Below are 18,629 nucleotides of genomic sequence, written 5' to 3'. Positions count from 1 at the left end.
CACCTGGCGTCCTTGAAGCCGGCCGACGGCAGGGTCATCGACAGGGGCTGCACGGCGGCTGGCGAAAGCGTGGCGTGGGGGCAGCCTGCTGATTCAGCTCCAGTCGAAGAAGCCCTTGCCGGTTTTCCGGCCGAGTTCGCCGCGGGCGACCTTTTCACGCAGTATCTGTGGGGGAGCGAACCGCTCACCGAGGGTTTCATGGAGGTATTCGGCGATGCCGAGGCGCACGTCCAGGCCAACGATGTCTGTGGTGCGCAGCGGCCCCGTGGGGTGTTTGTAGCCGAGGACCATGGCGTTATCGATGTCCTTAGCTGAGGCAACGCCTTCCTCGACCATGCGCATCGCTTCCAGGGCAATCGCTACACCGAGCCGGGATGACGCGAAGCCAGGGGCGTCGTTGACCACGACGGCGGTCTTGCCCAGCCCCTGGACCCAGCTCCGTGTCTGCTCGACGAGATCGGGCCGGGTCTGCTTGCCAATGACCACCTCAATGAGGGTGGAAGCCGGGACGGGGTTGAAGAAGTGCAGCCCCAGGAAGTCCTGCGGCCGTTCCAGCTCCTCCGCCAGGCCGGACACCGACAGCGAGGATGTGTTCGAGGCCAGCACCGCGCCAGGGGTGAGTTGTTCTTCGACCCTGCGGAGCGCTGCCACCTTCAGTGTCCAGTCCTCGGGTACGGCTTCCACGACCAGCTCGCGGTCACCGAAGTCCGCGTAGTCCACAGAAGTCTTCAGGCGGGAGACCATCTCATCGAGGTTGCCACTGTGGGGGTCACGCTCGATGGATTTCGCTGCTGAGGATGCGACCCGCTCACGGCCTGCTTGCGCGGAGGCTTCATCACGTTCGATGACCACCACGTCTGCCCCCTTGATGAGGAAGGCGTGGGCGATGCCCGCTCCCATGCGACCGCCGCCAAGGACGCCAACGCGCGCAGGGAGCTCGCCGGTTCGACCGGATGGCTCTGATGGATTATTCATTTACTTCTTCTTCCTGTCGAGGAACGCCTGCATGCGGTCGAACTTTGCCTGGGACTCGAAAAGCATGCCCTGGGCCAGGGTGTCGATGACGGGATGGACCTCCCGTGGGGCGTGGAACACGGCCTTGGTGAGGCGTACTGCCAGCGGATCCTGCACCGCAATGGCGTCCGCCAGGGCGTGCGCCGAGTCCATCAGTGTGCCCGGCTCCACGAGTTCGGTGATCAGCCCGACCGCGAGGCACTCCTGAGCCGTGAGGACTTTGCCGGCGAGCAGGATCTGCTTGGCTACCGGCTCCCCGACGAGCTCCTTCAACCGCCAGGTAGCACCGGCCGCGGCCAGGATGCCCAGGTTCGCCTCGGGGTTACCCATCCGCAGGGCAGGAGTGCCGATCCGGAAGTCGGCCGAGTACGCCAGTTCCGCGCCTCCGCCGAGCGCGTATCCGTCCAGCGCGGCGATGACCGGCATGGGCAGCTTGGCGATCCGGTCGAAGATCCCGGAATTGATTCCGGCCAGCGCGTCATCACGGCGCCGCTCACGCAGCTGTGCGATGTCAGCCCCGGATGCGAAGACGGCTTTGGTCCCCGTGTCAGGGTTGCCGGGCGTGCCCGAGAGGATCAGGATTTTCGGTGTGCGTTCCAGGTGCGCGCACACTGCGTGCAGCTCATCCACCATGGCCTGGTCGATGGCATTCTTCACCCCGGGGCGGTGCAGCCGAACCGCTAAACGGTCCCCGCGCTCCTCAAACAACAGCGTCTCGAAACGTGAGCCGTCCAGCCTTGTCCCGGCGTCGTTCACTACGGCTGTCATCAGATGCCTTCCAGGAGCAGGGCCGTGCCCTGTCCGACACCCACGCACATCGTGGCCAGGCCCAGCTTTCGGCCATCCGTGGCCTCGCGCTCGAGGCGCCCGAGCAGCGTGATGACCAGCCGGGACCCGGAGGAACCCAGCGGATGCCCGAGCGCGATGGCGCCGCCGTCGTTGTTCACCGTGTCGGGTTCGAGCTTCAGCTCGCGCATGCAGGCCAGGGCCTGCGAGGCGAAAGCCTCATTAAGTTCTACGGCAGCCAGATCGGCTACCGCGACGCCGGTCCGGTCCAGGACTTTGCGGGTGGCCGGGACCGGGCCCATGCCCATGATTTCCTGGGCGACACCCGCGGACGCGCCATCGAGGATGCGTGCCCGTGGAGTGAGGCCATACTTTTGCACGGCTGCCTCGGACGCGACGATGATCGCCGAGGCGCCGTCGTTGAGCGTCGATGCGTTCCCGGCGGTGACGACGCTGCCGCCCTTCACTACCGGGCGGAGGCCGGCGAGGACGTCCACTGAGGTTCCGGGGCGAGGACCTTCGTCGGTGTCCACGTTGGTTTCGGCGCCCTTGCGGCCCCTGACCGTGACTGGGACAATCTCGTCGGCGAAGCGCCCGGATTCGATGGCTGCGAGGGCGCGCTCGTGGGAGCGGACGGCGAACTCGTCGCAGTCAGCACGGGAGATGTTGTATTCCCGGGCCACTTCCTCTGCTGTTTCGGGCATCGAATAGGTTGCCTTGCCATCACGTGAGAGTTCCCCGGACAGGAAGGCAGGGTTGGGGAAGCGCCAGCCGATGGAGGTGTCAACGACGGCGCCGGGTTTGGCGAAGGCTTTGTCCGGTTTCTCCATGACCCACGGAGCGCGGGACATGGATTCGACACCACCGGCAACCACGATGTCCGCGGCACCGGCCTTGACCATGTGGGAGGCCATGATGATGGCGCTCAGCCCGGAGGCGCAGAGCCGGTTGACGGTAACACCGGGGACCGTGTCGGGGAAGCCGGCGAGCAGCCAGGCCATGCGGGCAACGTTCCGGTTTTCCTCGCCGGCGCCGTTGGCGTTGCCGAGGATCACCTCGTCCACGACGGCCGGGTCAAGGCCTGCGCGTTCGACGGCGGCCCGAACAGCGATGGCAGCCAGATCGTCCGGGCGGACGGAGCTCAGGGCGCCGCCGTAACGACCGACAGGGGTGCGTGCCCCGCCGATGAGGAATGCTTCAGTCATGGAAAAGCTCCTTCAGTGAATCTTGGTAAGGGTGAAGATGAGTCAAGGCAGGGCCATGTCCTCGGGTCAGCGGAAGGCTGAGATTCCCGTGATGTCGCGGCCTACCAGCAGTGCCTGGATGGAGTCCGTGCCCTCGTAGGTGGACACGACCTCCATGTCGGTCAGGTGGCGGGCGACATGGTTTTCGAGCAGGAGGCCGTTGCCGGCGAGCAATTCCCGTGCCTCGTTGCAGATCCACTTGCCTTTTTGCGCGGTGGCCATTTTGACCATGGACGCCATGGCGTTGGTCAGGGTGCCCTTCTCGGCCAGTTCAGCCATGCGGTTGACCATCAGTTGCATCGCGGTCAGCTCGCTGAGCATGTTGGCGAGCCGGTGCTGGACCAGCTGGTAGCTGGCGATCGGGTTGCCGAACTGGACCCGCTTGGCGGCATAGTCGGCCGCGATCTCGAAGCACGCCATTGCGTGGCCGACGGCCTCCCATGCAGCGCCGCCGCGGGTTGCCTGCAGGACGCGGGAGACATCGGCGAAGGACCTGCAGTTCTCCAGGCGGTTGGTCTCAGGGATCCGCATGCCCTCGATGACGATGTCGGCCTGCAGGATGGCGCGTTTGCCGATCTTGCCGGTGATGACGGTGGGGTTGTAGCCGGCCGGGTGGTTGCCGTCAGCGTCCTTTTCGACGACGAAGGCGTTGACCTTGCCGTCTTCGGTGTTGCGGGCGAAGAGGACCACGACGTCGGCCGCGTGGCCGTTGCCGATCCAGCGTTTGTGGCCGTCGATGATCCAGGTGCCTCCCTCTCGGCGGGCGCTCGTTTCCAGCGCCACCGTGTCGGACCCATGGTTGGGCTCGGTGAGGGCGAAGGCACCCGTTTTCTCCAGCCGGGCCATGGCAGGCAGCCAGCGCTGCCGCTGCTCCTCGTTGCCCAGCATGTACAGGGCGCCCATGCAGAGATTGGAGTGGACCCCCAGGAACGTGTTGATGCTTCCGTCAGCCCGCGCCATCTCGCGCGCGACCATTCCCGCGCCCTTGCGGCTCATCCCCGGGCATCCATATCCCTGAATGTAGGTCCCGATGATGCCGAGATCCGCGAGGCCGGGCAGCAGTTCGTCCGGGAACTCCGCACGTTCCCAGTAGTCGTTGATGATGGGAAGGACCCGCTCTTCGGCGAACTGGCGGACTTTGTCGCGGATGGCCAGCTCTTCTGGGCCCAACTCGTCGTCGAGGTTGAAGTAGTCGGAGTTTACGGTGCTGCGGGCAGTTGCAGTGGTTGTCATGAGAGGTCCTTTATGGTTCCGCGGACGGGGTGCTGGTTGCTTGTGGGGTGGCTGCTCGGGAGCGGGCTAAGCCTGCGGCGTCGACTGCAGCCACTGGAGAATGTCCCCCCGGTCTGCGTCGATGCCGGGCGGCACCAGGTCATAGCTGGCGGGTGTCGCTGAGAAGGTGATCGGGTTACGGACGCCGGGGATGGTTTCTTCACCGGTTCCCACGTTCACTACCGGTTCCAGTCCCAGGCGCTGGGCAAAATCAATCCCACCGCGGACATCGTTGATCGGAGCACATGGAAGCCGTGCCTCGGTGAAGATGTCGAACCACTCCGATGCGGTCCTGACGGCCAGCAGTTCCTGCAGGATGGGGCGCAGCGCCGACCGGTTGAGGCTGCGGTCCGGGGGTGTGGAGAACCGGGGATCGTCGGCGAGCTCGGGGGCGGCAATGACGTTGCAGAGCGTCCGGAACTGCCGGTCGTTGCCGATAGCCAGGACGATTTCCCCGTCCGCGGTGGGGAGCGGTTCATAGGGGTAGATGCTAGGGTGCTCGTTACCCATGCGGGTGGGCACGTTTCCGCTGAGCAGGTATCCGCCTGTCTGGTTAACCATGCCGGACAGGGCCGAGGACATAAGGTTCACCTCGATGCGTTGTCCGCGGCCGCTCTGGCTCCTTTCATGCAGCGCTGACAGGACGCCAATGGCGGCATGGAGTCCTGTGATGACATCAAAGACCGCAACACCGGAACGGTACGCGGGGAACTCCGGGTCCCCGGTGAGGCTCATGAGCCCGGACATGGCCTGGACGAGCAGGTCGTAACCCGGCAGGGCCGCTCCGCCAGCGGAGCCGAACCCGGTGATGGACGCGTAGACCACAGCGGGGTTGCGTTCGGTGATGGACGCGTAGTCCAGGCCGAAACGGTCCAGCCCGCCAGGTTTGAAGTTCTCGATGACGACGTCGGCGCCCGCAGCAATGTTCCGTGCCGTGTCTATGTCATCCGGATCGCCGAAGTCCAGTGCGATGGATCTCTTGTTCCTGTTGATTGAGAGGTAGTACGTGGATTGGCCATCGAAGACCGGGGGCTTCCAGGCCCGTGTTTCATCGCCGGACCGGCTTTCCACTTTGATGACCGTGGCACCCATGTCCGCCAGGAGCATGGTGCAGTACGGTCCGGCGAGGACCCGACTGAAGTCGGCAATGACGATTCCCGCCAAAGGACCGCTGGCGTTGCGACCGAAGGCGTCCCGGCGTGCGTGATCGGGCTGGCGGTCGTGAGCAGCAGCCCCTGGAGCCAGGGGAGCGGCGTTGCTCTGCAGTGTCATGGGTCCTCTTCCATAGGCGGTTCTTTTTCACTATCCCACCGGGCATTACAGCGCGTCCAATACTTATTGGGAGCCCGATTATTGATGCTCCTGCAATAATGGCGGGATGGAGATTCAACAAATACGGGTGTTCCTCGCCGTGGCGGAGGAATTGCATTTCGGCCGGGCTGCAGCCCGGCTCCATATGGCTCAACCACCTGTGAGCCGGATCGTGCGGCAGCTGGAGCGGGATCTCGGGGTCGACCTCTTCATCCGGAGCACACGCAGCGTCCAGCTAACGGCGGCCGGAGTGGCCCTGATGGCATCAGCCCGGGAGATCCTGGCTGCAGCGGAGCGTGCAAGGGCCGGCGCACTTGCCGCTGGCCGCGGCGAGGCGGGAATGGTCAAGCTCGCCTACGCCGGCGCATCAACCCATGTTCTCGTGGGAGTACTGGCACGGGAAGTCCGAAAGGCCCACCCAGGCATAGAAGTTCGCCTCAACAGCCAGGACTTCGCACTCCCAGCCCTCGCCCGGGTCCTCCGCGGTGAAGTTGATATCAGTCTCGGCCGTTGGGACTTTGTGCCCGCGGGCATCAAGTCCCGCATCGTCGTGGAGGAACATCTCGTGATGGCCGTCCCTGCATCACACCGCCTGGCCTCGCAAGGCGAAGTTCGTTTCGCAGAACTAGCTGGCGAACCGTTCGTCGCACTGCCCCCGCATGAAGGTTCTGTCCTGACCGACCGCCTGCGCCGGTTGAGCCTGGGAGCCGGATTCGATCCCGACATAGTGCAAAGTGCACCCGATTCGTGGACCGCAATGGCCCTGGTGGGAGCCGAAGTAGGATGCTCCCTAACGGTTTCCTCCGTCGCGGAAAACGTAACCGACCCGCATGTACGGTTCTTGCGGGTGCTCGACGAGACCCTGCCGGTCTACCTCAGGATGGCGTGGCGCGGGGATTCGGACAACCCGGCGCTCCCACCGGTCCTCACGCTTGCGGAACAGGTTTGGGTCGGTCGTCCCGACAGCCTCGCCGGTGTCGAGTCATAGCCCACCAATCGGTGGACGCTGCTACGACCGCCAGAACTGGTCTCAAAGACATAAAACCAAACCATCTTCACCGCAGAAGTAAGGTCACACCATGGAATCCTCCGATATAACCTTCCGCACTCGAAAATGGGTGCGCCCAGAAGACCTAAACGCCAACGGCACCCTGTTCGGTGGCAGCCTCCTCAAATGGATCGACGAGGAAGCAGCGATCTATGCCATCCTCCAACTGGGCAACGGCAGGGCGGTGACAAAGTACATTTCGGAAATCAACTTCGTCAGCTCCGCAGTCCAAGGGGACCTCATTGAGATGGGTCTGACAGCAACTAAATTTGGCCGAACCTCACTGACCATGCGAGCGGAAGTCCGGAACATGATCACTCGACGAAGCATCCTCACCATCGAGGAGATCGTGTTCGTGAACCTGAACATCGCGGGTAAGCCAGAGCCGCACGGCTACAAAGAAATCACCTACGACAGAGACAGGATACCCACGCACCACCTTACGGAAACGCCACACGGCTAGGAACGGTAACTGTCTCGACCGGTTGGTGCGCGTTGCAGAGGTCTTGGGCCCCCTGAACGTCTGTTCCACTAGATACCTGCACCGGCCGGAGCGAGTGCTCTGAAGGTATAGAGCTGCTTGCTTCCCGCTATCTGCGCCGGCCGCCCCGGTGACCTCTGCCTTCCCGCCACCCTGGCAGGCGCCTGTCCAGCTGCTCCGCCTTGGCCTGGTCGATTCTGCCAGCGCGGTAGTCGATGCGCTGGGCGTGCAGCCACACGCCCAGCGTGCGTTCGTGGGCATCGTCCGTCTTCTGGTGCCGCGGCCACTCACCGCCGGCAGCCCTGATTCTCTGGAGCTCCTCCAACCGATGCTGCCAACGCGCCTCATCCTCGGCCTTGCGGGTTGAAGGCTTGTCCCAGCCGGCGATCACCGCCAGGGCGTCCCTGTAGGTGGGGGAGAGGGTCTTCTCGGCGGACTGCCGGCGGCGGTTTGCCAGCCATGCTGCCAGCGCCCGCTCGCGCGAGGTCTTCCCGTGGCTGACCGGCAACCGGTCATGAGCCTCATGGAAGGCGAGGACATCAGCCAAGTTCCTCAGGCCCGCCTCGGATGTTCTCGGAGCTGCAGGGGCCAGCGCCGCTTTGTGCTCTTCCCGTATGCCCGGCTCTGCCTTTGCAGCAATCTGGAGGTGATACCGAACGGTCGTTTCCGCGGCGCCAGCCAAGGCGGCAATCCTGGACGTCGGGATACCCTGCCGGTACATCTGCACCCATTCGAGGTCAGGTGCGGTGCGCCTTAAGCCAATCATTGCCGTCCGGAATCGCCCTTAGGTGTTCCAAGTATCCCGAGTATTCCCTTCACGACTTCCCCCTGTGTTGAATTTGACGGGTCGCCCCGGCCAGAGAGCCTGCACAGGTGACTTCCGTTCTAAGCCTAGGGGAAAGCAACGCGACCCTAGCGAAACGTCGCGCGCCGGCTGTCTCCTTTCGCCCTTTCACCATTTGTTCCTGCACTCAGCCGGGCCAGCCCAAACTTAGGATGGTCTGGTGACAGACGAACCCACAAAGCGCCGCTTCCTGACAGTCGAGCAGGCGGCCGAAGAGCTCAACGTGAAGTCGAGCCTCATCCGGGGCCTGATCAGCAGTGGAGAGCTGCGCGCAATTCAGGTCGGCGGGAGGGGCCTGTGGCGCATCGGCCTCCAGGATCTGGAAGACTACATCGCCGAAGCGTACCGGCGCACAGCCTCACACATTGCCGCTGGCGATCTCCCGGACGACGGGGAACAGGACAGCCAGTAGCCGTTTACTGGTGCAGCCTGATGATCAGGGTAGCGACCTGGGGTTCGTTCAGGTCCGGGCTGGTTACGTTCAGGAGGTAGGCGTACTCGCCGTCGGTTCCTTCCGAGTCGCAGACAGTCGTGGGGCCGATGGCGTTCGACCGCCGCTGGCAGATCTGGCTCTTCTTCATCTCAAAGCCAACCTTGGAGACAACCGCCGCGACTTCTGCGGCGCTAGCAGGGCGCGCACACATGGTCTTTACGCTTTCCTGCACCTCCGGGAGCCGGCAAGACGATGCTCGCCGAACGACTGCCGGGCATCCTGCCGCCGCTGTGCGACGACGACGCCATGGAGGTCACGGCGATCGGGTCGGTGACCGGGCAGGCAGGCCCGGTCATGCGACTGACCCGCCGGGCGCCCTTCGAATCGCCGCACCACAGTGCCAGCACCGCCGCGATCGTCGGTGGCGGGGCCAGACTGGCCCGACCGGGCGCGGTGACCAGGGCCCACCGTGGTGTGCTCTTCCTGGACGAGGCGCCCGAGTTCCAGCGGCCCACTCTCGATGCGCTGCGGCAGCCCCTGGAGACAGGAGCCGTGACATTGCACCGTGCTGCGGGGACGGTCACCTACCCTGCTCGTTTCCAGCTGGTCATGGCCGCCAATCCGTGTCCGTGCGGCATGGCGGTCGGCAATGGTCGGGACTGCAGCTGCACGGTCCTGCAACGTCGCTCCTACCTGACACGGCTGTCCGGGCCGCTGCTGGACCGCATAGACCTTCAGGTGCAGGTGGAGAGGCCGAGGTCCGCCTCGATGGCCCTGGCGCAGAGCGGGGAGAGCTCCGCCGAGGTCCTGAGCCGAGTAATCCAGGCCAGAGCCTCCCAGCGGGAGCGGCTGGCACCCTGGGGCATGAGCACCAACGGGGATCTGCCCCTGCGCCTGCTGACCGGGCAGCTGCGTCTCGATCCGCACAGCACCCGTGCACTGGACGCCTGCCTGGACCGTGCCGTGCTCTCGCTGCGCGGATACGTCCGGGTGCTCCGGCTGGCCTGGACGCTGGCAGATCTGGTCGGGCTCTCCCCGCCCGGCGCGGATGAGGTCGACGCCGCCATGCAGCTGCGTCAGACGGCTGAGGAGAGGAGAGCCGCATGACCTTCCCCGAGGACACCTGCGCTGCGGGAACGGGCGACGTGGAGCAGCTGCTGCGCCGACGTGCTGAGCTCAGTCGCCTGGTGGAACCCGGCGACGCCCTGGCCGGCCTGCTCATCGGTCATCTGGGGGCGGAGGACGCCCACCGGCTGATCCAGTCCGACTCCAGGCCCGGGGCGCGGCTGAGGACGGAACTCGCCGTGCAGGGGGAGGCCGCGGGCCTGGGGCGGCGACAGCGGGATCTCGCCGAGGGCCTCGCGCGCTGGCGCACCCGCCGTGGCCAGGCCGACGGAGCCCGGGACCTGGGCACCATCCGGCGCGCGGGCGGCGGCCTCGTGGTCCCGGAGGACCCCCGATGGCCGCGCGAGCTCGATGACCTGGGAGGGGCGGCACCAGTGGCTCTGTGGCACCGCTCCACCGGCGGCGACAGGGCGGAGGGCCTGGCTCGTCTGCCCCATGTGGCGCGACGGGCGGCTGTGGTGGGGTCGCGGGAGGTGACCGACTATGGCCTGCGCGTCACCGCGGAGCTCGTCGAGGACCTGGTGGGCCATGGCGTCTGCGTGGTCTCCGGCGGAGCCTACGGGGTCGACGCCGCCGCGCACCGGGCCGCCCTGCGGCGACACGAGGCGATGACGGGGAGCAGGCCCGGGGCCCCTGCGGCGGGCGGGGCTGCGGCGGGTGCGGGCGGGGCGAGGCAGCCTCGACCTGCACCAACGGTGGCCGTGCTCGCCGGCGGGCTCGACCGGTTCTACCCGGCCGGCAATGAGCCCCTGCTGCGGAGTCTGGGGGATTCCGGGCTGCTGCTCAGCGAGATGCCGCCGGGAGGAAGCCCCACCAGGCATCGCTTCCTGCAGCGCAACAGGCTGATCGCCGCCCTGACTGCGGTGACCGTCGTGGTCGAGGCGCGCTGGCGCAGCGGAGCCCAGAACACCGCGCATCACGCGCTCGCCCTCGGACGCCCGGTCGGAGCGGTCCCGGGAAGCGTGCACTCGCCCAGTTCTGCGGGGTGCCATCGACTGCTCCGCGAGACCCCGGCGGAGCTGGTCACCGACGCAGCCGATGTCGTCGAGCTCATCGCAGGACTGTCGGGAGCCCTGGGCACAGGAGAGGCCGGGTCCTCGGTCGGCGGCGGCGTGCAGACGGAGCAGCTCCCCCTGCCCTCCGGCGGGGCGAGACCGGACGTGGTGGACGGACTCAGCCAGGCTGACCGGCTGCTCTTCGATGCCCTTCCGCTGCGACGACTCAGTGCCCCGGGCAAGGTCTCCGAGGTCGCAGGGCTGCCCATGTCCCAGGTGCTGGCCGGGCTCACCAGGCTCCAGCGCCGCGGCCTCGCCCGTGAGTCCGGTGGCCACTGGGGCAGGTCGCTGGGCTCCCAGCCGGGCGGGTGACGTCCACCGTCGAGTGTCATGGCCGGGACCGCATCCAGCGCCGTCGCCGATAGACTGCGCACATGAGCGGACAGGCCATCTCCGACCCTGAGGGGCCGCAGCCCGACAGGCGACGGCCGACAGGACCGTCGCGATCCGACGAGGACCCGCTGCTCGAGGACTTCATCGGTCATCTGGAGCACGAGCGGGGACTGTCCCCGCACACCGTCCGTTCCTACCGCACCGACCTCCGTCAGCTCGCGCAGGCCTGCGGGCCGCTGGCCCAGCTGGACCTCCCGCACCTGCGGACCTGGCTGGCAGACCTCCACGACGGCGGCCTGAGCCGAGCCTCGCTCAACCGCAAGACCGCAGCGGTGCGCAGCTTCACCGCGTGGGCACACCGGAGGGGAGCCCTGCAGGAGGATCCCTCCGTCCGGCTGCGCACGGCACGGCGCGGGGGACGCCTTCCCGACGTGCTCCAGGACCGACACGTCGAGGAGCTGACCCGTCGGCTCGCGGAACGGTGCGCATCCGCTGCCGCAGAACGCGAGCAGCACCCCGAGCACCACGCTCTGGCGCTGCGTGATCTCGCCATGGTGGAGATGCTCTATGCCACCGGGATGCGCGTGGCCGAGCTCGTCGGACTGGACCGTTCCTCCCTCGCCGCAGACCGCCGCATGGTCCGGGTGCTCGGGAAAGGGAACAAGGAGCGCATGGTGCCCTACGGCGTGCCTGCCGAGCGGGCCCTGATCAGGTGGACCTCTGAAGGACGTCCCGTCCTAGAGACCCCGGGCTCGGGAGACGCGGTGTTCGTGGGCCGTCGCGGGGGCAGGATCGACCAGCGGGTGGTCCGCAAGGTCGTGGACGACGCTCTCGAGGCCCTGGGCACCACAGCCGCCCGGGGACCGCATGCGCTGCGGCACACCGCCGCCACCCATCTGCTCGACGGCGGCGCTGATCTGCGCACCGTCCAGGAGCTGCTCGGCCATGCCTCACTCTCCACCACTCAGCTCTACACCCATGTCTCGGTGGAGGGCCTGCGCGAGGCCTATGGTCAGGCCCATCCGCGGGCCTGAGCGGACCTGGGTCCCTGCCCTTACGCTCCTGCCCGCCGGGAGCCGGACACAGCAGGCTCAGAGGGTGTCCTCCTGGCAGCTCACCTGTTAAGCTGTGCACGGAGTCCGGGTCAGTCGCCCGCTCCACGGGCCGGAGAAGACTCCGGGCCCGGCTTGGCAGATGAGCTGCACGTCATGCACAATTGTCGAGCCACAACTTCACACCAGCAATCCATCATCCGGATCAGCGCTGTCGGTCGTAGGGGAAGACGTACCAACAGCACTACGGAGGATGGATATGTCTGTACACACGGCCCGGGGTGTCCTGCACATCCACTCGGCGCCCGCCGCGCTCTGCCCACACATCGAGTGGGCGGTCTCGTCGGTGGTCGATGCCCGAGTGGACTTCCAGTGGGAGCCCCAGCCCGCCGAGCCGGGAACCTACCGTGCCGAACTCAGCTGGCGCGGCCCCCAGGGGGTCGGCGCCACGCTCGCGTCCACCCTGCGGAGCCTGGCGCACCTGCGTTTCGAGGTCACTGAGGACCCGAGCGCGGGCTGCGACGGCAGCCGCTGGTCACACACCCCGGAGCTCGGCATCTTCCACGCCACCACGGACGTCCACGGGAACATCATGGTCTCCGAGGACCGCGTCCGTTACGCCTATGAGATGGGCGCCGGTGATCCCTCCGTGGTCTACCAGGAGCTCTCGCTGGCCCTGGGAGAGGCCTGGGACGAGGAGCTCGACCCCTTCCGTCACGCCGCCGAGGGCGCTCCGGTCCGCTGGCTCCATCGGGTCGGCTGAGCTCCCACGTCGATGCTGCCGCGCCACCTGCACGCGCGGTGCATCACCACTCGGCCTGGTGAGGCCCTCCTCCGCTCGCCGGTCCCATGATCCGCCGCTGAACCGCCTCCGGGCGTTCGCTTCCCACGCGGCTGCGCTTCCCACAGCGTGATACAGGGCGGCCTGCCAGGATCTCAGATCCTGGCAGGCCGCCCTTCTTCTGTCCTCTTCTGTCCTCAGCGACTCAGACGGTGCGGAAGGCCACCACCGAGTTGTGACCTCCGAAGCCGAAGGAGTTGCACAGCGCGACCTGGTCGCCGGAGGGCAGCTCGCGCGCCTGGCCGGTGACCACGTCGAGCGGCATCTCCGGATCCTGGTTGTCCAGGTTGATCGTCACTGCGGCCTTGCGGTCGTGCAGTGCCAGAACGGTCAGCAGCGACTCCACTGCTCCGGCAGCGCCCAGCAGATGGCCCGTCTGTGACTTTGTCGCAGAGATGCAGATCTCGTCGAGACGATCACCGAAGGCGGACTTCAGAGCTGCGTACTCCGGCTTGTCGCCGACCGGGGTGGAGGTGGCGTGCGCGTTGACGTGGCTGACGTCCTCCACGGAGGCGCCGGCATCGTCGAGGGCCTTGCGCAGCGCCCGCGATGCCCCCATCGCCTCGGGGTCGGGGGCGGTGATGTGGTGCGCGTCCGAGGTCACGGCCGCGCCGGCCAGCTCCGCATAGATCTTCGCGCCGCGGGCCTTGGCGTGCTCCTCGGTCTCCACGACCAGAGCCCCCGCACCTTCTCCCATGACGAAGCCGTCACGGTCGACGTCGTAGGGACGTGAAGCCGCCGCCGGGTCGTCATTGCGGCGGGAGAGTGCCTGCATCGAGGAGAACGCGGCCAGCGGCAGCGGGTGGATGGCAGCCTCGGTGCCGCCGGCGAGCACGATGTCGGCCTCGCCCTCACGCAGCATCCGGATCGCGACCTCCAGAGCCTCGGTGCCCGAGGCGCAGGCGGAGACAGCGGTGCGGGCGCCGGCACGGGCACCCAGGTCCAGGCTGATCGCACCTGCCGCGCCGTTGGGCATGAGCATCGGAACGGTCATCGGCATCACACGGCGGGGTCCGCGCTCACGCAGCGTGTCCCAGGAGTCCAGCAGGGTCCACACCCCGCCGATGCCGGTGGCGAAGGAGACGCCGAGACGTTCCGGGTCGACGTCGGCCTCGTCGAGGCCGGAGTCCTTCCAGGCCTGGCGGGAAGCCACCATGCCCAGCTGGGTGGAACGGTCCATGCGGCGAGTCTCGGGACGGGCGAGCACCTCGGCGGGCTCGACCTCGACCTCCGCGGCGAAGGTGACGGGGAGCTGGTACTTCTCGACCCAGTCGTGCTCGAGGGTCTTGGCGCCCGGGGTCCCGGCCAGGGCGTTCTTCCACAGGGTCGGCACGTCGCCGCCGATGGGAGTGGTGGCGCCGAGGCCGGTGATGACGAGACGGCGTGTCATGGATCTACCTCTGGTCAGTGGTGGGTGGTGGGTGCTTCAGTCGGGAGCGGGCCGGCGCCGCGGCCGAGATCATCGGCGCCATGGCACTGGCCCGCTCCCTGGACACCGAGGTCAGGTGGTCAGCCCTGGGCGTCGGCGATGAAGGTGACGGCGTCGCCGACCGTGGAGAGGTTCTTGACCTCTTCATCGGGGATCTTCACGTCGAACTTCTCCTCGGCGTTGACCACGATGGTCATCATCGAGATCGAGTCGATGTCCAGGTCCTCGGTGAAGGACTTCTCCAGCTGGACCTCTTCGGTCTCCAGGCCGGTCTCCTCATTGACGATCTCAGCCAGTCCGGCGAGGATCTCGTTCTTGTCAGCCACGGGGCTGCTCCCTTCTTCTCAGTCGTACGTGTCGCTCGTACGGGTGGTGATGTGCGCCTCAGGTGTCCCTGACGCTCTCGGCCTGGCCTGCGGCGCGTGTGCCGGGGGCCAGGACATCTGTGGTGGTCTCCTCAACGGCCCGATCAGGGCAGCCGGATGACCTGGGCGCCGTAGACCAGACCTGCGCCGAAGCCGATCTGCAGGCACAGACCGCCGGAGAGCTCGGGGTTCTCCTCGAGCAGGCGGTGGACGGCCAGCGGGATGGACGCCGCCGAGGTGTTTCCCGCGTCCGCGATGTCTCGCCCCACGGTGACATGCTCGGGCAGCTTGAGCTGCTTGACCATCTCGTCGATGATGCGGATGTTGGCCTGGTGCGGGGCGAAGGCGACCAGGTCCTCCGCGGTGACCCCCGCGGCGTCGAGGGCCTTCTGCGCGGTCTTGGCCATCTCCCAGACCGCCCAGCGGAACACGGTGGGTCCGTCCTGGCGAAGTGTCGGCCAGAGGTCCGTCTCCGGGTCCAGCAGCTCGGAGGCGTCGCCGCTCGCTCGCGCGTCGCGGAGCGCATCGCGCATCGGAAGCAGCGAGCCGGTCATGGCCACGGCGTCCCACTTCTCGCCGTTGGATCCGAGCACGCTGGGGGAGATCCCGGGAGTCTCAGAGGGGCCGACGACGGCGGCGCCTGCACCGTCGCCGAGCAGGAAGGAGATGCTGCGCTCGTGGTTGTCGATGACGTCTGAGAGCTTCTCCACGCCGATGACGAGCACATGCTTCGCCAGGCCGGAGCGGACGAAGGAGTCTGCCTGGGCGATGCCGTAGCAGTACCCGGCGCAGGCGGCGGAGATGTCGAAGGCCGCGGCCGGGGTGGAGCCGATCTGGTGAGCAACGGCGGCCGCCGCCGACGGGGTCTGGTACGGATGGGTCACGGTGGCGACGATGATGGCCCCGATGTCCTCACCGGTGAGGCCGGCCTTCTCGATCGCCTCGCGGGCGGCGCCGGTGGCCATGTCCACCACGGAGACGTCGGCGGGAGCACGGTGGCGGGTGCGGATGCCGGTGCGCTGGCGGATCCACTCGTCCGAGGAGTCGATCCACTGGCAGATCTGATCGTTGTCGACGATCACGTCCGGGCGGTAGGCGCCGATGCCCATCACCTGTGTGCCGGTGACGGTCTCTGGCTGGTTGAGGGTGGCTGTCACGGAAGCTGTCCTTGCCTGCTCAATGGTGCGGTGGTCGATGCGCTGAGTCGGGGACTCGACTCAGGCATGGTCTCGGATGAAGTCTCGTGCGGAGTCGAGGTCTGAAGGGGACTTCACGGCGAGGGACGCCACACCCTTGAGGCCGCGCTTGGCCAGACCGGTCAGGGTTCCTCCTGGGAGCAGCTCCAGTACACCGGTCACGCCGGCGGCCTTCATGGACTCCATGCAGAGGTCCCACCGGACCGGGCGGGTCACCTGGTCCACCAGGCGGTCCAGCACCTCGGCACCGGAGGCCACGGCCTGCCCGTCACGGTTGGAGAGCAGGCGCACCTCGGGGTCGGCCACCTCGAAATCGGCGACGGCGTTCGTCAGGGCCTGCTGGGCGGGAGCCATATGCTCGGTGTGGAACGCTCCGGCGACCTTCAGCGGAATGACCCGAGCACGTGCTGGGGGCGCCGCTTCCAGGGCCGCGATGCGCTCGGCGGTGCCGGCGGCGACGATCTGGCCCGGTCCGTTGGCGTTGGCGGGGGTCAGCCCATGGGAGGTGATGGACTCACGGACCTCGTCCTCGATCCCGCCGACCACGGCGGCCATCGATGTGGACTCTGCGGCGGCCGCCTCGGCCATGCCCTGGGCGCGTACCCGGATCAGCGTCAGCGCCTGCTTTTCGGTGAGCACTCCGGCCAGCGCGGCGGCAGGGACCTCGCCCACGGAGTGGCCGGCCAGCATCAGCTGGGCGGCGTCCGCATCGCCTGGGCGCATGCCGGGCGCGAGGCCCAGTGCGCGGGCGGCGAGCAGCGAGGCGGCGACGATGAGGGGCTGTGCCACGGCGGTGTCGCGGATGGTCTCCTCGTCGGACTCGGTGCCGTGGAGGAGCAGATCCGTACCGGCGACCTCGGACCAGGCCTGGAGGGTCTCACGAGAATCGGCTTCCTCGAGCCACGGGGCGAGGAATCCTGAGGTCTGGGAACCCTGTCCTGGGCATACGATCGCTAGCACGTTACCAACTTTCCATATCGCGGCTGCTCGGAGCGGGGCACGGTGAGACCAAGCTCTCCGGGTACTTTTGTGGGGTCTCTACAAACCGGATGCCTGCACGAGTCTACAGGCGACCGACGGCCAGAGCGGTCTGGAGGACGTACGCGTCGCGAGGCTCGGTCGGGTCCCAGCCGGTGATGTCGGTGACCCGCCGGAGTCGGTACCGCACCGTGTTCGGGTGCACGTAGAGTTCGCGCGCGGTTCCCTCCAGAGAGTGCCCGGCGCTGATATAGGCGGTGACGGTCTCCAGAAGACCGTTGCCGGCCTCGGCGAGGGGGGCGAAGATCGCGTCGCGGAGCATCTGGCGGGCGGTGTCGTCCCCGGCCAGGGCTCGCTCGGGAAGCAGGTCGTCTGCGGGCACGGGGTTCGGTGCGAGCGTCCAGGCGGGGGCCGCAGCGTGACCGGAGTAGGCGGCCTGGGCGCAGCGGTGCGCCTGGTCGATGGATCCCTCGATGCGGGAGTAGACGACGTGCCCTCGGCCGAAGCTGGACATGATGCGCTCCAGACCGGTGTCGAGGTCCGTGACCCCGCCGAGCAGCAGCACCAGTCGATCCCCCTGGACACCGACCACCGCGTCCGCGGCGAAGCGCACGCATTGGCGGCGCAGGTGACTCATGAAGGCGGCGTCGGCCTGGTCCGGGGCGGGCCCGACGACGACTACGACGCCACAGGTGCTTCCCCAGCCCACCGCCGAGGCGCGGGAGGTGATCTGTTCGCTGGCCTCTCCGCGAAGCACCGCATCCACCAGCAGCGCCTCCAGGCGGGAGTCCCAGGCGCCGCGGGACTCCGCCGCGCGGGCATAGACGTCGGCGATGGCGAAGGCGACCTCGCGGGAATAGCGGAGCACGGCTTCGAGCATGCCCTGCTGGTCCCCGACGGGAACGAGACCAGGCAGTCGGTGCTCCACGGCCTCGACGATGGTGCGGATCAGCTGCAGCGCCCGCTGCAGCGAGATGCTGCGCATCAGGTCCGTGGGTGCGGAGCCGAGCAGCTCGTTGACCAGCGGCAGGGAGCGGGTCTGCGGATTGTCCAGCCAGTTGACCAGCCCCATGATGCCGCGCTGGGCGATGAGCCGCAGCGAGGCGCGCTCATCGGTGGTGAGCTGCCGATACCACGGCAAGGTGCCCTCCAGATGGAGGTTCACAGCGGTGGTCAGCTGGTCGGTGTGCGACCGCAGCACGTTCAGTGACGCCTCGGAGACCCGGACGCGGGGAGGCACCTGCGGTGCGGAGGCGGTCATGGCCCCCGAGCCTAGCCCGTGGGGGAGGTGACCGGCCAGTTGTCCATCACCTACAAAGCCGCTCCGCATCGCCTCCGGACGCACCGGAGGGTGCCGATGTCCTGCGTCAGGACGCCGGCACCCTCCGGTGCGCACGGTACTTCAGTGGTGGTGGTGTGGTTCAGGCGTCTCCACCAGTGCTTCCAGTACTGCCCGCATTGACATCAGCCAGGCGATACTTGCGGATCGCTTCCTCAGGGACCCCGGCATCGATCTGGCCCTGCTGGACCAGCATCTGCAGCCCACGAATCACCATGGAATGAGCATCAATCCGGAAATGCCTGCGCGCGGCAGCCCGGGTATCAGAGATCCCGAAATCATCAGCACCCAGCGTGGCGAAGTCATGAGGCAGGAACTGCCGGATCTGGTCCGGGACCTGAGTGGAGAAATCAGTCGTCGCGATGATCGGACCCCGCGCCCCGGCCAGCTGCCGGGTCACGAAGGGCTCCTCAGGCTCACGCTCTGGATCCAGCATCGCTGATTCCTGGACCCGCAGAGCCTCACGACGCAGCTCATTCCAGG

Annotated in this window: 18 protein-coding genes and 2 pseudogenes; 8 read left to right on the top strand and 12 right to left on the bottom strand. The window is 67.3% G+C overall.

From position 1 onward, the window contains the following. Positions 1-93: 93 nt before the first annotated feature. The 5 genes from ODE13_RS13185 to ODE13_RS13165 form a co-directional block, all read right to left on the bottom strand. Complete coding sequence (locus tag ODE13_RS13185) at positions 94-975, bottom strand: 3-hydroxyacyl-CoA dehydrogenase family protein (RefSeq protein ID WP_192477103.1); 882 nt, start codon at positions 973-975, stop codon at positions 94-96. Further along, positions 976-1,782, bottom strand: coding sequence for an enoyl-CoA hydratase/isomerase family protein (locus ODE13_RS13180; protein ID WP_192477105.1), 807 nt, complete (start codon positions 1,780-1,782; stop codon positions 976-978). Then, the gene (locus ODE13_RS13175) at positions 1,782-3,005 is read right to left on the bottom strand and encodes a thiolase family protein (RefSeq protein ID WP_192477107.1); all 1,224 of its coding nucleotides are present in this window, start codon (positions 3,003-3,005) and stop codon (positions 1,782-1,784) included. The genes ODE13_RS13180 and ODE13_RS13175 overlap by 1 nt, the downstream gene beginning before the upstream one ends. Before the next feature lie 66 nt (positions 3,006-3,071). Next, the gene (locus tag ODE13_RS13170) at positions 3,072-4,277 is read right to left on the bottom strand and encodes an acyl-CoA dehydrogenase family protein (RefSeq protein ID WP_192477108.1); all 1,206 of its coding nucleotides are present in this window, start codon (positions 4,275-4,277) and stop codon (positions 3,072-3,074) included. A gap of 66 nt (positions 4,278-4,343) precedes the next feature. Next, a complete protein-coding gene (locus tag ODE13_RS13165; RefSeq protein WP_192477110.1) occupies positions 4,344-5,588 on the bottom strand; it encodes a CaiB/BaiF CoA transferase family protein in 1,245 nt (414 codons plus the stop codon). 106 nt (positions 5,589-5,694) lie between these two features. On the opposite strand from ODE13_RS13165, the gene ODE13_RS13160 reads away from it, so the two are divergent. Together ODE13_RS13160 and ODE13_RS13155 are read left to right on the top strand one after the other, a co-directional pair. Beyond that, positions 5,695-6,615 carry a LysR substrate-binding domain-containing protein gene (locus ODE13_RS13160; protein ID WP_192477111.1) on the top strand — a complete coding sequence of 307 codons (921 nt, stop codon included), beginning with the start codon at positions 5,695-5,697 and terminating at the stop codon, positions 6,613-6,615. A gap of 91 nt (positions 6,616-6,706) precedes the next feature. Continuing rightward, positions 6,707-7,138, top strand: coding sequence for an acyl-CoA thioesterase (locus ODE13_RS13155; RefSeq protein ID WP_192477112.1), 432 nt, complete (start codon positions 6,707-6,709; stop codon positions 7,136-7,138). Between the two features lie 127 nt (positions 7,139-7,265). Here ODE13_RS13155 and ODE13_RS13150 read toward each other — a convergent pair whose 3' ends face one another. Continuing rightward, positions 7,266-7,703 (bottom strand): helicase associated domain-containing protein, encoded by a 438-nt coding sequence (locus ODE13_RS13150; RefSeq protein WP_237428430.1) that lies wholly within the window; start codon positions 7,701-7,703, stop codon positions 7,266-7,268. A 457-nt stretch (positions 7,704-8,160) separates the two neighbouring features. Here ODE13_RS13150 and ODE13_RS13145 point away from each other — a divergent pair, with 457 nt between their 5' ends. The 6 genes and pseudogenes from ODE13_RS13145 to ODE13_RS13120 all read left to right on the top strand — a co-directional run bounded on the left by ODE13_RS13145 (position 8,161) and on the right by ODE13_RS13120 (position 12,761). After that, positions 8,161-8,412: a helix-turn-helix domain-containing protein gene (locus ODE13_RS13145; RefSeq protein WP_234752110.1), complete on the top strand. Its 252-nt coding sequence runs from the start codon at positions 8,161-8,163 to the stop codon at positions 8,410-8,412. 246 nt (positions 8,413-8,658) lie between these two features. Continuing rightward, positions 8,659-9,183 (top strand): annotated as a pseudogene (locus ODE13_RS13140) (ATP-binding protein); the annotation flags it as partial. A gap of 18 nt (positions 9,184-9,201) precedes the next feature. Then, positions 9,202-9,540: a hypothetical protein gene (locus ODE13_RS13135; protein ID WP_322479789.1), complete on the top strand. Its 339-nt coding sequence runs from the start codon at positions 9,202-9,204 to the stop codon at positions 9,538-9,540. Continuing rightward, entirely contained in the window at positions 9,537-10,925 is a 1,389-nt protein-coding gene (locus tag ODE13_RS13130; protein ID WP_322479685.1) for a DNA-processing protein DprA, read from the top strand. Before ODE13_RS13135 ends, ODE13_RS13130 begins: the two co-directional genes overlap by 4 nt. Before the next feature lie 62 nt (positions 10,926-10,987). After that, on the top strand, positions 10,988-11,980 hold the full coding sequence (locus tag ODE13_RS13125; protein WP_322479684.1) for a tyrosine recombinase XerC: 993 nt from the start codon (positions 10,988-10,990) through the stop codon (positions 11,978-11,980). Between the two features lie 277 nt (positions 11,981-12,257). Further along, the gene (locus ODE13_RS13120; RefSeq protein ID WP_179542875.1) at positions 12,258-12,761 is read left to right on the top strand and encodes a DUF3145 domain-containing protein; all 504 of its coding nucleotides are present in this window, start codon (positions 12,258-12,260) and stop codon (positions 12,759-12,761) included. Between the two features lie 223 nt (positions 12,762-12,984). Here ODE13_RS13120 and fabF read toward each other — a convergent pair whose 3' ends face one another. The 6 genes and pseudogenes from fabF to ODE13_RS13090 form a co-directional block, all read right to left on the bottom strand. After that, on the bottom strand, positions 12,985-14,229 hold the full coding sequence (gene fabF, locus ODE13_RS13115; RefSeq protein WP_179542874.1) for a beta-ketoacyl-ACP synthase II: 1,245 nt from the start codon (positions 14,227-14,229) through the stop codon (positions 12,985-12,987). A gap of 119 nt (positions 14,230-14,348) precedes the next feature. After that, positions 14,349-14,594: an acyl carrier protein gene (locus ODE13_RS13110; protein ID WP_179542873.1), complete on the bottom strand. Its 246-nt coding sequence runs from the start codon at positions 14,592-14,594 to the stop codon at positions 14,349-14,351. Between the two features lie 143 nt (positions 14,595-14,737). After that, positions 14,738-15,742, bottom strand: a complete 1,005-nt coding sequence (locus tag ODE13_RS13105) for a beta-ketoacyl-ACP synthase III (protein ID WP_322479788.1) — start codon at positions 15,740-15,742, stop codon at positions 14,738-14,740. A 108-nt stretch (positions 15,743-15,850) separates the two neighbouring features. After that, entirely contained in the window at positions 15,851-16,789 is a 939-nt protein-coding gene (locus ODE13_RS13100) for an ACP S-malonyltransferase (protein WP_322479683.1), read from the bottom strand. A 103-nt stretch (positions 16,790-16,892) separates the two neighbouring features. Further along, positions 16,893-18,068, bottom strand: coding sequence for a helix-turn-helix domain-containing protein (locus ODE13_RS13095; RefSeq protein ID WP_322479682.1), 1,176 nt, complete (start codon positions 18,066-18,068; stop codon positions 16,893-16,895). A gap of 160 nt (positions 18,069-18,228) precedes the next feature. After that, a pseudogene (locus ODE13_RS13090) lies at positions 18,229-18,629 on the bottom strand (pyruvate dehydrogenase (acetyl-transferring), homodimeric type); the annotation flags it as partial.

The sequence above is a fragment of the Nesterenkonia sp. HG001 genome, from assembly GCF_034438835.1.
GTDB classification, from domain to species: Bacteria; Actinomycetota; Actinomycetes; order Actinomycetales; family Micrococcaceae; genus Nesterenkonia; species Nesterenkonia xinjiangensis.
This window is presented reverse-complemented; position numbering and strand designations above follow the sequence as displayed.